General features: G+C 63.3%; 9 protein-coding genes. All 9 read left to right on the top strand.

Translation table 11 applies throughout. The features are described 5' to 3' along the window. The first annotated feature begins 18 nt into the window (after window positions 1-18). The 9 genes from AC07RO_RS01880 to AC07RO_RS01840 all read left to right on the top strand — a co-directional run bounded on the left by AC07RO_RS01880 (window position 19) and on the right by AC07RO_RS01840 (window position 12,307). Window positions 19-834, top strand: coding sequence for an ABC transporter permease (locus AC07RO_RS01880; protein WP_495085141.1), 816 nt, complete (start codon window positions 19-21; stop codon window positions 832-834). Then, window positions 831-1,595, top strand: a complete 765-nt coding sequence (locus AC07RO_RS01875) for an ABC transporter ATP-binding protein (RefSeq protein ID WP_122536042.1) — start codon at window positions 831-833, stop codon at window positions 1,593-1,595. The genes AC07RO_RS01880 and AC07RO_RS01875 overlap by 4 nt, the downstream gene beginning before the upstream one ends. A gap of 12 nt (window positions 1,596-1,607) precedes the next feature. Continuing rightward, on the top strand, window positions 1,608-2,333 hold the full coding sequence (locus AC07RO_RS01870) for an urea amidolyase associated protein UAAP1 (protein WP_495085140.1): 726 nt from the start codon (window positions 1,608-1,610) through the stop codon (window positions 2,331-2,333). Between the two features lie 10 nt (window positions 2,334-2,343). Then, entirely contained in the window at window positions 2,344-2,967 is a 624-nt protein-coding gene (locus tag AC07RO_RS01865) for an urea amidolyase associated protein UAAP2 (protein WP_495085139.1), read from the top strand. A gap of 150 nt (window positions 2,968-3,117) precedes the next feature. After that, on the top strand, window positions 3,118-6,807 hold the full coding sequence (uca, locus tag AC07RO_RS01860) for an urea carboxylase (RefSeq protein ID WP_495085138.1): 3,690 nt from the start codon (window positions 3,118-3,120) through the stop codon (window positions 6,805-6,807). A gap of 156 nt (window positions 6,808-6,963) precedes the next feature. After that, window positions 6,964-10,356, top strand: coding sequence for a dermonecrotic toxin domain-containing protein (locus tag AC07RO_RS01855; RefSeq protein ID WP_495085137.1), 3,393 nt, complete (start codon window positions 6,964-6,966; stop codon window positions 10,354-10,356). Window positions 10,357-10,438: 82 nt separating this feature from the next. Beyond that, the gene (locus tag AC07RO_RS01850; RefSeq protein ID WP_282366114.1) at window positions 10,439-10,657 is read left to right on the top strand and encodes a cysteine-rich CWC family protein; all 219 of its coding nucleotides are present in this window, start codon (window positions 10,439-10,441) and stop codon (window positions 10,655-10,657) included. Further along, window positions 10,647-11,339, top strand: coding sequence for a pseudouridine synthase (locus tag AC07RO_RS01845; protein ID WP_495085136.1), 693 nt, complete (start codon window positions 10,647-10,649; stop codon window positions 11,337-11,339). Before AC07RO_RS01850 ends, AC07RO_RS01845 begins: the two co-directional genes overlap by 11 nt. A gap of 83 nt (window positions 11,340-11,422) precedes the next feature. Beyond that, window positions 11,423-12,307 carry an alpha/beta fold hydrolase gene (locus AC07RO_RS01840; protein WP_495085135.1) on the top strand — a complete coding sequence of 295 codons (885 nt, stop codon included), beginning with the start codon at window positions 11,423-11,425 and terminating at the stop codon, window positions 12,305-12,307. Window positions 12,308-12,371 lie beyond the last annotated feature (64 nt).

Raw genomic sequence — 12,371 nt, 5'->3', positions numbered from 1 at the left:
AAACCAAAGGTCTTTGTCATGCGTTTGATAAACCGCCGCCCGGATCGCGCCAGTCGCCTGATCCTGGTGCTCCTGCCGTTCGCCCTGTTGCTGTTCGCCTATTTCACGGGCTCGGCGACGCGGCTGACGGAAAACCCCAACGACAAGCTGCTGCCCAGCGCCGTGGAGATGACCGATGCGATCAAACGGGTGGCGTTCGTGCCCGACCAACGCACCGGCGAATACCTGCTCTGGCAGGACACCGGCGCCAGCTTGCAGCGCCTCGCGATCGGCCTGGCGATCAGCGCCATTGTCGGGCTGTGCCTGGGCATTGCGTCGGGGGTGCTGCCGTTGTTCAGCGCGCCGCTCTCGCCGTTACTGACGGTGGTGTCGATGGTGCCGCCGCTGGCGATTCTGCCGATCCTGTTCATCGTCTTCGGTCTGGGCGAGCTGTCGAAGGTGATGCTCATCGTCATCGGCATCACGCCGGTGCTGGCCCGTGACCTGGAGCAGCGCGCCCGGGAAATTCCGGTCGAGCTGCTGATCAAGGCGCAGACCCTGGGCGCCTCGACCTGGACGCTGATCCTGCGGGTGGTGCTGCCGCAATTGCTGCCGCGCCTGTTGATCTCGCTGCGGCTGGTGCTGGGGTCGGCGTGGCTGTTTCTGATCGCGGCCGAAGCCATCGCCTCCACTGACGGTCTCGGTTACCGGATCTTTCTGGTGCGGCGCTATCTGGCGATGGACATGATTCTGCCCTACGTGGTGTGGATCACCCTCCTCGCCTGGCTGATGGACTGGGGCCTGAAAGCCCTCACGCGCAAGGCATTCCCTTGGTACGAGGGGGCGCGCCCATGAGCTTTATTTCGGTCAAAAACGTCTGGCAGCAATATGGCGATCAAGTCGTGCTCGAAGGCTTGAACCTGAGCATCGCCGAAGGCGAGTTCTGCACACTGGTGGGCGCGTCGGGTTGCGGCAAATCTACGTTCCTGCGGCTGCTGCTGGGACAGGAAGTCGCCAGCAAAGGCGCGATTCTGCTGGACGGTCAGCCGCTGGCGAAGGAACCGGATTCGACCCGTGGCGTGGTGTTTCAGCGCTATTCGGTGTTCCCGCACTTGTCGGTGTTGGATAACGTTGCCCTGGGCTTGGAATTGCCGCGCTCGGCGTTGCTCGGGCGGCTGTTCGGCGCCGCCAAGCGTGACGCCCGGGAGCAGGCGGCGGCGCTGTTGCACAAGGTCGGCCTCGATCACGCGCTGGACAAGTACCCGACGCAACTGTCGGGCGGCATGCAACAGCGTCTGGCCATCGCCCAGGCGCTGATCATGAAGCCACGGGTTTTGTTGCTGGATGAGCCCTTCGGCGCCCTCGACCCCGGCATCCGCAAGGACATGCATGCCCTGCTGCTGGAGCTATGGCGCGAAACCAAACTGACGGTGTTCATGGTCACCCACGACCTGTCCGAAGGCTTCAACCTCGGCACCCGGCTGCTGGTGTTCGACAAGGTCCGCATCGACCCCCACGCCCCCGGCGCTTATGGCGCGCGCATCACTTACGACATTCCCCTGAACAGCGATCGTCGCGCCGCCCGCGTGGCGCTTGATTCGCTGAAAACGGCTTGAAGGACATTGCCCATGACTGATTCAACCACGCTGTTTCCCGTGTTCGCCGAAGAGCTGCTGCCCGGCGGCGGCCACCTGTCGTTCGTGCTCAAACGTGGCGAACTGCTGCGCCTGACCGACCTGAACGGCAACGCCAACGTCAGCCTGACGCTGTTCAACGCCCACGAAAAAACCGAGCGACTCAACCTGCCCGACAGCCTCAAGTGCCAGCACACCGCCAAGCTCACCAGCGGCCATTGCCTGTATTCGGACATGGGCCGCGTGCTGGCGGCGATCACCGCCGACAACTGCGGCTGGAGCGACAGCATCGGCGGCGTGCTGTGCGCCGAAGAGGTCACCGAGAAATACGGCCAGGGCCGCTATCAGGAACTGCGCAACGGCTTCTTCCGCAACGGCGCCGACAACCTGCTGGTGGAGATGGGCAAGTGGGGCCTGGGCCTGTCGGATCTGTTGATGACGCTGAACCTGTTCAGCCGGGTCAACGTCGACGATCACGGCGCGCTGGCCTTCGTCCCGGGCAACTCAAAAGCGGGCGACAGCATCGAGCTGTACGCACCGATGGACACGCTGGTCGTGATGACCGCCCTGCAACACCCGATGGACCCCAACCCCGAGTACGCGCCGCAGCCGGTCAAGCTGAGCTGGATGAAGGCCGATCCCAGCGTCGCCGAGCACTGCCGCACGTCCCGCGAAGAAAACGTGCGCGGTTTCATCAACACCGATCGCCTGTTCGCCTGAGGAGGCCAGTATGACCAGCACCATGACCTCTGCCCCCGTTTCCATCACCCACATCCCGGCAGGCGAGCCGTCGCTGACCGAACTCAAGGCCGGGCAAACCCTGCGTCTGCTCGACCTGGAAGGCAATCAGGCGGTCGACACGCTGTTTTACAGCCTCGCCAACCCCCGCGAACGCTATGACGTGCAACGCACGTTGCGTCGGCAGAACAACGTTTACCTGAGCAAAGGCAGCGTGCTGTATTCGAACCTGGGCAAGCCGATGCTGACCATCGTCGAAGACACCTGCGGGCGCCACGACACCCTCGGCGGCGCCTGCGCTCAAGAGAGCAACACCGTGCGTTATGCGCTGGATAAAAAGCACATGCACAGCTGCCGCGACAGCTACCTGCGCGCCTGCATCCATGACGGTCGGCTGGGCAAACGCGACATCGGCCCGAACATCAATTTCTTCATGAATGTGCCGGTCACGGCGGACGGTGGGCTGACGTTCGAGGACGGCATTTCCGGCGCCGGGAAGTACGTCGAACTGCGCGCCGAGATGGACGTGATCGTGCTGATTTCCAACTGCCCTCAGTTGAACAACTCGTGCAACGGCTACAACCCAACGCCGGCAGAACTGCTCGTCTGGGACTGACCGCTGACCGCGATTTCAAGGGTTCAAGATTCACGGGCTCAAGCTTCAAGATTTCGGCGCGAGGGACGGCCTTCGTGCAACGCGTACCAAAGCGGGACGGCCCGCTACCCAGTGAGGGATTGATCGCTATCGATCCCCGGGGTCTATGCCATGTTCGACAAACTGCTGATTGCCAACCGCGGCGCCATTGCCTGCCGCATCCTGCGTACCCTTCGCGACCTGCAGGTCGGCGGCGTTGCGGTGTACGCCGAAGCGGACGCTGCCAGCCTGCACATTCTGCAAGCCGATGAAGCCCATAGCCTGGGCGAAGGTGGCGCCGCCGGCACGTACCTGGCGGTGGACAAGATTCTCGCCATCGCCCAATCCACCGGCGCCAAAGCGATTCATCCGGGTTACGGCTTTTTGTCCGAAAACGCGGCCTTTGCCCAGGCCTGTGAAGACGCCGGCATCGCCTTCGTCGGCCCGACGCCTGAGCAACTGCGGGTCTTCGGCCTCAAGCACACCGCCCGCGCGCTGGCCAAACAGCACGGCGTGCCGATGCTCGAAGGCACCGAACTGCTGGACAGCCTCGAAGACGCCTTGACCGCTGCTGAAACCATCGGCTACCCGGTCATGCTGAAAAGCACCGCGGGCGGCGGCGGGATCGGCATGCGCGTGTGCCGCAGCGCCAGCGAACTGAGCGAGTCATTCGAAGCTGTCAAACGATTGGGCCAGAACAACTTCAGCGACGCCGGGGTGTTCATCGAGAAGTACATCCAGCGCGCCCGCCATCTGGAAGTGCAGGTGTTCGGCGACGGTCGTGGCGAGGCGATTGCCCTCGGCGTACGCGACTGCTCGGTACAGCGTCGCAATCAGAAAGTCCTCGAAGAAACCCCCGCGCCGAACCTGCCTGCCGGCATGGCCGATGAGCTGTGCGCTGCGGCGATCAAGCTGGCGAAAGCGGTCAACTACCGCAGCGCCGGCACCGTGGAGTTCGTCTTCGACAGCGATGATCAGCGGTTTTATTTTCTGGAAGTGAACACCCGTTTGCAGGTCGAGCACGGCGTGACCGAGCAGGTCTGGGGCGTGGACCTGGTGAGCTGGATGATTCAGCTGGCGGCCGGCGATCTGCCGCCGCTGGTTGAATTGCACGCGGTTTTACAGCCAGTCGGCCATGCGATTCAGGCGCGTTTGTACGCTGAAGACCCGGGCCGGGATTTCCAGCCCAGCCCGGGCTTGCTGACCTCGGTGCACTTCCCCACCGCCGACGGCAAACACCTGCGCATCGACACCTGGGTCGAGGCCGGATGTGAAATTCCGCCGTTTTTCGATCCGATGATCGCCAAGGTCATCAGCTGGGCGCCGGACAGGATGTCGGCCAGTGACGTTCTGGCCCAGGCCCTGAGCGAAACCCGGCTGTATGGGATCGAGACCAATCGCGACTACTTGCGTCAGATCATCGCGGACGTGCCGTTCGCCAGCGGCCAGCCGTGGACGCGGTGCCTTGAGGGGCTGACCTATCGAGCCGACACGTTCGAGGTCCTGAGCGGCGGCACCCAGACCAGCGTTCAGGATTATCCGGGGCGCCTGGGTTACTGGGCAGTGGGCGTGCCGCCGTCGGGTCCGATGGACAGTCGCTCATTGCGTCTGGGTAACGGTCTGGTGGGTAACGCTGAAGGCTGCGCCGCGCTGGAAATCACCATGAGTGGGCCGACGCTGCGCTTCAACACTGATGCGGTCATTGCCGTGACGGGCGCGGTCATTCCGCTGTCGGTGGATGGCGTAGCGCTGCCGATGAATCAATCGTTGCTTGTTTCTGCTGGATCGACCTTGGTGCTTGGCACCATCGCGGGCGCCGGTGCCCGCAGTTATCTGTGCGTACGGGGCGGGCTGGACGTGCCGGATTATCTGGGCAGCAAGAGCACCTTCACCCTGGGCCAGTTTGGCGGGCATGGCGGGCGAGCGTTGCGCGCGGGGGACGTGCTGCATATCGCGCCTTTGTCTGACCGCAGCGCAGGCCAACAACTGGCAGCTGAACGCATCGCTGCGCTGCCGGAAGTGCGCGACATCCGTGTGATCTACGGCCCCCACGGCGCGCCGGAGTACTTCACCGAACGCTACATCGAGACCTTCTTCGCCACCGACTGGGAAGTGCATTTCAACTCCAGCCGCACCGGCGTGCGCCTGATCGGGCCCAAGCCGGAATGGGTGCGTGCCGACGGCGGTGAAGCGGGCCTGCACCCGTCGAACATTCATGACAATCCGTACGCCATCGGTGCGGTGGATTTTACCGGGGACATGCCGGTGATCCTCGGGCCGGACGGGCCGAGCCTGGGCGGATTTGTCTGCCCGGTGACGATCATCGAGGCGGATTTGTGGCAGTTGGGGCAGCTCAAGGCCGGGGACAAGGTGCGGTTTTATCCGGTGAGTCTCGACGCGGCCCGCTCGCTGAAACTGAACACCGATCTGTGTAGGAGTGAGCTTGCTCGCGAAGGGGCCGGTACATCCGATGGATCTGTGGCGGCTGGGCCATCGCATTCGCGAGCAAGCTCGCTCCCACAGGGTTTAGCGTTGACCTCGCCCGCTGTGTTCCCAAAAGGGGCAGCGTTGACTTCGCCGGTTGTGCTCGACATCGGCAAGGAGGATACCCGCCTCGTTGCTCGCCTGTCCGGCGACACCCATCTGTTGCTGGAAATCGGCGCGCCGGAGCTGGACCTGGTGTTGCGCTTCCGCGGCCATGCGCTGATGCAGGCGCTGGAAAGCAAGCAGCTCACCGGCGTGATCGACCTGACACCGGGCATTCGTTCGCTGCAGGTGCATTACCAGCCTGAGCAACTGCCGCTGAAAACGCTGCTCGATGTGGTCGCCGGCGAGTGGGACGGCGTCTGCGCCAGCAAGAATCTGGAAGTGCCGTCGCGCATCGTTCATCTGCCGCTGTCTTGGGATGATCCGGCCTGCCAACTGGCCATCGAGAAGTACATGACCACCGTGCGCAAGGACGCCCCGTGGTGCCCGAGCAACCTGGAATTCATCCGCCGCATCAACGACCTCCCAAACCTCGACGAAGTGCACCGCACGGTCTTCGACGCCAGCTACCTGGTGATGGGGCTGGGCGACGTTTACCTCGGTGCGCCGGTCGCCACGCCGCTGGACCCCCGTCATCGGCTGGTCACCACCAAGTACAACCCGGCGCGCACCTGGACCGCTGAAAACTCCGTCGGCATCGGCGGCGCCTACATGTGCGTCTACGGCATGGAAGGTCCCGGCGGTTACCAGTTCGTGGGCCGCACGTTGCAGATGTGGAACCGCTACCGCGCGGTGGCAGCATTCGATGGCAAACCGTGGCTGCTGCGGTTTTTCGACCAGATTCGCTTTTATCCGGTCAGCGCCGACGAGCTGCTGACCATCCGCCGCGATTTCCCCCTCGGTCGGTACCCGCTGCGGATCGAGCACAGCACGCTCAATCTGACTGAGTACCAAACCTTCCTGGCCGAAGAAGCGCAGAGCATCGCGGCGTTCCGCAGCCAGCAGCAAAACGCCTTCAACGCCGAGCGCGAGCGCTGGATCGCCAACGGGCAGGCCTCGTTCGAGAGCGACGAAGCGGTGGCCGAATCCACGGAAGAAGCGCCGCTGCAAGACGGTCAGACCAGCGTCGACAGCCACATTGCCGGTAATCTCTGGCAGGTGCAGGTCAGCGTCGGCCAGCGCGTCGAGGCGGGGGAAACCCTGGTGATTCTGGAGTCGATGAAAATGGAAATCCCGCTGGTGGCGCCCCACGCCGGTGTGGTCAGCGACGTCCGCGTGCAGCCTGGCTCGGCGGTGCGCGCCGGGCAACGGGTGGTCGTGCTGGACGTCGGCTGATTGGCGCTGATGCTCTTTGCAGCTTGCAGCTTGCAGCTTAACGCTTGCAGCTTTCATACAGGCATCAGACGCGGTGGCATACGCGATACATAGTTACCGCCATTGCCACCCGGCATCGCGCCATAGTGGGCATCTTTTCACGTGGCGCGATTTTTCATGAACGACCGCAGCAGCTCTGATTCCGCGAGCGGCCTTGATCTCCTTTCCAACGACACCCTGCACAATGGCGGGGGGTTCAGCGTTTCGCCGTTCGCGGAACCTTTGCGCCCGGCTGAATCCCCGGAGCCCGCCACCGCGTCCGCCAGCGAAGCTTACGGGATTAACCACAAGCGCTTGATGCGCCAGGCCGTCAGTCCGGTCGCCGAGTTGTTGTACGGATCGGTCTGGGTGTTGAAGGCCTGGCAACTCGATCTGGCGTTTCCGCCCTCGGTCGTCCGCCATCTGGACCAGCGGCTGGAGGAAACGCTACAGGCCAGATTTGGCACGCCCATTGACCTTGATGAGCTGCACGTCAGTTTTAGCACCGCGCTGGAGCCGGCCGTCGAAACCGACGGTCGGGAGCGTTTCGAGCTGCGCCTGACGTTACGCGAGCTGGGCCGGGAGACGCTGAATCCGCCCGGACTCCTCGCCCTTCGACGCTGCGCCGAGGCGGATCGCCCGCTGTCGGCGTCGACGCCCACCCTAACCGTATCGGCGTTTTTCGAGCTGCTCATCGAAGCCCGATGGACACTGGAATATGAGCAGGTGCAACGTCAGTTCTGGGAGCATCACGGCGACACATGGAAAAGGCTCGCCGAGCTGGCGTTTCTCGATGGTGTGACCCGTTTGCATTCGCGCAAGCGGATCGATAATGAGGGCCATCTGTTGGCGCTGGATGCGCTGGGGCTCACACGTTTCCCGCTTGGTGTTCAGGATCTGCAGTCGGCCGGACCGCCGGCACGCTCGGTCGTGCGCGGGGTGGCGCTGAACGGCGAGATCATCCCCGGTATCTTCCATCTACGCTCCAATACCACGGGGCATTGCTATGTCCACGTGCTGGGCAGCGCGCCCCTGTGCCATGAGTACATCAGCGATGACGCGCCCTGGAAAGCGGACAAGGTGCTGGAGGCGATCAACGCATCGGCCTGGCATCGGATCAATCTTTCGATCGATGGCACGCAAATCACCCTGACGCTGGCGGCGCCTTCGGACGACGTATTCACTCAACTGCGTGTCGCCCAGCAACGCTTTTGCGCTGAGCGACTGACGGGCATCGATGCGGTTGAATCAACCGACGCATTCATCGACGACGACCACGCGGCGCTCATGCCCATCGAGCCGGCACTGGCACTGGTCAGCGCCCTCGATCACTGGCAGCACCATGAGCCGCTGCTGGCGCGAATCCCGACCCCGCTCGGGTTCGCAAACCGGCTCATGGGCCAGTGGCTCAGGCAGGTGTCCCCCCGACTCAAGCCTGTCCCGTTGAAGCAAACGCACACGCCGATCACAGACCCCCGGCGCGTATTCATCCGCTACCTGCCCGGCACGTCGAGGACGCCGTGGGGCCACCCGCGAATCGCAGCGGCGAACGTGATCGTCACGCCGGACGAAACGCCCGTCACGCTGAGTCAGGCACTGTTGAGCCGGTTCAGGGCGCTTCAGCCCCAGGGCTACGATGATGAAGGCGGTCGCTGGGTCGTCTACGCAGACCCGAGCGGGAACGGGGCCTGGAGGCCCGAGGCGGAATTGAACATCAGCGCCGCCAGCGTCGAGGCGCACATCCAGGGCGTCGATTTTCTCGGCCTCATGCAGCTTCGACTCGACCAGTTCTGGCGGCAGCAACGCGCTGACATCGAGCGTTCGCTCTGGTCGACGTTCGTCAGCCAGGCGCTGCTGGCCTTCAAGAGCGGAGACCTTTCCATGAACAGTTTCCAGAGGGTGATCGATGCCGTGGGGCAGGCGCAGCAGGTGCCTGCGCCAGAGCCGCCGCTTCTCGTTGCAGAACGGATCCGCTGGAGCGCTGTGGGCTTTCACGTGAGCAGCGGACTGCCACTGAACTCCCACTGCCCTCCCTGCGTGGGCTTGTTGATGATCAGCGCGCCCGACCAGGAAGGCGGGGTGCTTTATCAGGCCGGGCAGTCCACGCCGTTCGTGGCATTCAGTGATCGTCAGCAGCTCATCGAACACCTGACTACCGCTGCCGCCAACCCTGCATGGCGCGAGACGGTGCTCAATTCCATGCCGCGCCGTTTTCACGCCAAGCTCGGTTATATCCTCGAACTGTGGGGCGGGGTCCGAGCGCCGGCCGAACCGGTGTCGATCCTGCGTCCCTGGACAGAGCCGCTCTACAGCCCGGACACCCATGCCGCCCGGCAGCGTGAACTGTGCGAGCAGGAAGTGTCCGGCTCGCCCATGGCGTTCATCTGTGAGGGCCTGCGTCTTAACAGCCAGTACGACGCCGAGGACAGCATCGTGACCGACCGCGAGCAGGCACTCGGCGCCTGGATTCAACACCTCAATCGCCTGCAACTGTTATTGGCACCCATGGCGCTCGTGCTGCCGGCAGCCTCCGTTGCGGCGCTGACGGCCAGCGCGGCCAGCGTTTCGCTGGGCATTCAGGCCGCCAACCTCCCCGGCGACCGTCAGAAGGAACGGCGCCAGGTGATGTTCGCCATTCTGTCTCTGGGGCTGTTGCACATGGCACCGGCCACGCCACGACTTTTTCAGGCGTTCCGCAAACTCGCAGCGCCTGCCACAGCACTGGGCCGAGGGCTGAGTCGAGTGAAGACTGCGCTGCCGGCACGCAATTTCGGCGACTGGCTGCGCAGGGCGACCCACCCACGCAAATCGCTGCTCAAGCCGTTCTTCAATGGAGCGGGCCTGATGAAGACGTGGAGCGTGGCGGGTAATGCCGAATTCGGCACGTCGTCGGTTCAAGTGTGGAAGCTGGGGCGCAAATTTCTGCTGTGGACATCGGACCGGACCCAGGCACGCACCCTGGTCGTCAGCAGCCACGGCTACTACTTGCCCTGGACGCGCACGACGGCCATTCCCAACGGCACCGAACTGCGAACTTACGCGCCCCACGGTCACGAGCTGGTCGACCCGATGCTGCACCGGATCGCCAGCCAGTCGGTGCGGCCCTACGCCCTGCTGAACACTGCGCAGCCGGTGCCCGGCCCCGGCGTCGGGCCCTTTCCGGACATGTTCGCCCGGGACACGCTGATGGCCGGCACTTCATTGCCGGGACGCATCAAGAATTACACCCTGGCGAAATTCCAGAGCGAGCACTACGAGAGTTACAGGGACATCAGCCAGATCGTGCGCAACAGCCATCAACCGCCGCTGCCCAGCCTGCTCCCTGCAACGCCCATGGATGTGCTGACCGTGCGCAACCGGTTCGGCATGACCCGCCCGACCCTGGAGGATCTGTTCACCGAACTGAGTCGGCAGGGCATTCACTACGACAACATCCTGCTGGTGCATTGCCGCTGTCCTGCCGTGGGTTCTATGCTGGGGCGCGCGCCCTCTTTCGTCGCCCCGCAAGGCCAGTCGCCGATTACCCCGTAGGCGCGTTGCCCGGGATCACATGCTCATGGCGCGAGACAGGGCCGCGCGCTAGCATTGGCGGCACTCAAAGGCGGCGCTCTACATGGACACTCACATCATCGACACGAGCATCTGCCCCGTTTGCGGCGCCAGTAACCGCTGCACCCTGGCTGATCCGCGCACAGTGGATCAAGCCTGCTGGTGTTTTACCGCCGAGATCGACCCGGCGGTACTGGCAGCTCTACCCGAAGAGGTCCGTGGACAGGCATGCCTCTGCCCGCGATGCGCGGGCCTTGAAGCGGCGAGTCGCGATGCGTCTTGACCGTTTCCTCAGCAACCTGCCGCGCTTCAGCCGCAAAGATGTACGACTGGCACTGATCGCAGGCCGTGTGCACGTCGACGGGTTGCTGGTAAAAAACCCGCTGCACGAGGTCCGCGAGTTTAGTCAGGTACGGATCGACGACGAAGTCCTACAGCACGGTAAACCGGCGCGGTATTTCATGCTGCACAAGCCTCCGGGCTGCGTCAGCGCAACCGTCGATCCGCAGCACCCCACCGTGCTCGACCTGCTTGAGGAACCCGACAAGGACGATCTGCACATCGCCGGCCGCCTGGATTTCAACACCTCCGGGCTGATGCTCATCACCAACGATGGGCAGTGGTCGCGCCGCCTGACGCAGCCGATCACCAAACTGGCGAAGGTCTATGACGTCGAGACCGAAGACGACATCGGCGCGCACTACGTCGAGAAATTCGCTGAAGGGTTTTATTTCGCGTTTGAAGACCTGACGACACAGCCTGCCGAGCTGACGATTCTGGGCAGTCACCGCGCCCGGCTGAGCATCGTTGAAGGGCGTTACCATCAGGTCAAACGCATGTTCGGCCACTTCGACAACAAGGTGACCCGGCTGCACCGCGAGAGCATGGGACCGCTGAGACTCGACCCGGCGCTGGCCCCCGGACAGTACAGAGCCCTGAGGCCCGACGAAATCGCGTTGATCTGAAACCTGCGTCGAATTGCCTACCTGTCACGAAACACGTGCAACGTCTCTACGCGCACCCCGTTTTTTCGTCAGGAGACATGGAGATGAAGCCAGAAATCGCTGTGCTGGACATACAAGGCCAGTTCCGGGTTTACACGGAGCTCTATCGCGCAGACGCTGCCGAGAAGACCATCATTTTGGTCAATGGCTCGCTCGCCACGACCATCTCCTTCGCTCAAACCGTGCGCAACCTTCACCCGCAATTCAACGTCGTGCTGTACGACCCGCCTTACGCCGGCAAATCAAAACCCCACAATGCCCATGAACGCCCCCTGACCAAGGAGCTGGAAGGTCAGTTGCTTCTGGAGCTCATCGACCACTTCAACGCCGAACTGCTGCTGTCGTTTTCATGGGGTGGCGCGGCGGCGCTGGTCGCCCTGGCGCATCGGCCCAAGCGCATCGAGAAAGCCGTGATCAGCTCGTTCTCCCCTGTCATCAGCGACCCGCTGCGCGACTACCTCGAGCGCGGCCGGCAACACTTCGCCGCCTACAATCGCCATGGCGTCGGTGAGTTACTCAACAGCACGCTGGGCAAACACCTGCCTTCTCTGTTCAAGCGATACAACCACAAGCACGTCAGCTCCCTGGATCTGCACGAGTACGCGCAGATGCACCACCACATCAACCATGTGCTGGACGCGAGCAATCATCCGCAGATGAAAGCCGCCAGGCGCATCAATGTGCCGGTGCTGTTCATGAACGGTGTGTGGGACGAGTACACCTCGGCTGCCGACGCCCGGCACTTCGCCCACTACATTCGCGACTGCCATTTCAGCACCATTCAGGATGCCGGGCACTTTCTCGACATGGAGAGCAAGGCAGCGTGCCTGGCATCGAAAGAGGCCATACATGGGTTTCTGACGCCCGCGCCCGAACCCCGGCGCGTTCACTACAGAACGGGTCAGTCGCAACAGGCGTTTGCGGTGTGATTGGAATGGGAGATGAGAGGGGGAGCAGACGGGGAAGGAATGGTTTGCTGCAGACCCTGATGAG

It is taken from the genome of Pseudomonas sp. GW821-FHT07F05 (genome assembly GCF_059418765.1).
Note: the sequence above shows the minus strand (reverse complement) of the source record. Positions and strands in the feature narration are given on the sequence as shown.

Bases quoted from the DNA above. Each gene is read 5' to 3' on its own strand.
- AC07RO_RS01865 (WP_495085139.1), top strand. From the start codon at position 2,344: ATGACCAGCACCATGACCTCTGCCCCCGTTTCCATCACCCACATCCCG.
- AC07RO_RS01855 (WP_495085137.1), top strand. From the start codon at position 6,964: ATGAACGACCGCAGCAGCTCTGATTCCGCGAGCGGCCTTGATCTCCTT.
- AC07RO_RS01850 (WP_282366114.1), top strand. From the start codon at position 10,439: ATGGACACTCACATCATCGACACGAGCATCTGCCCCGTTTGCGGCGCC.
- AC07RO_RS01880 (WP_495085141.1), top strand. From the start codon at position 19: ATGCGTTTGATAAACCGCCGCCCGGATCGCGCCAGTCGCCTGATCCTG.
- AC07RO_RS01845 (WP_495085136.1), top strand. From the start codon at position 10,647: ATGCGTCTTGACCGTTTCCTCAGCAACCTGCCGCGCTTCAGCCGCAAA.
- uca (WP_495085138.1), top strand. From the start codon at position 3,118: ATGTTCGACAAACTGCTGATTGCCAACCGCGGCGCCATTGCCTGCCGC.
- AC07RO_RS01840 (WP_495085135.1), top strand. From the start codon at position 11,423: ATGAAGCCAGAAATCGCTGTGCTGGACATACAAGGCCAGTTCCGGGTT.
- AC07RO_RS01875 (WP_122536042.1), top strand. From the start codon at position 831: ATGAGCTTTATTTCGGTCAAAAACGTCTGGCAGCAATATGGCGATCAA.
- AC07RO_RS01870 (WP_495085140.1), top strand. From the start codon at position 1,608: ATGACTGATTCAACCACGCTGTTTCCCGTGTTCGCCGAAGAGCTGCTG.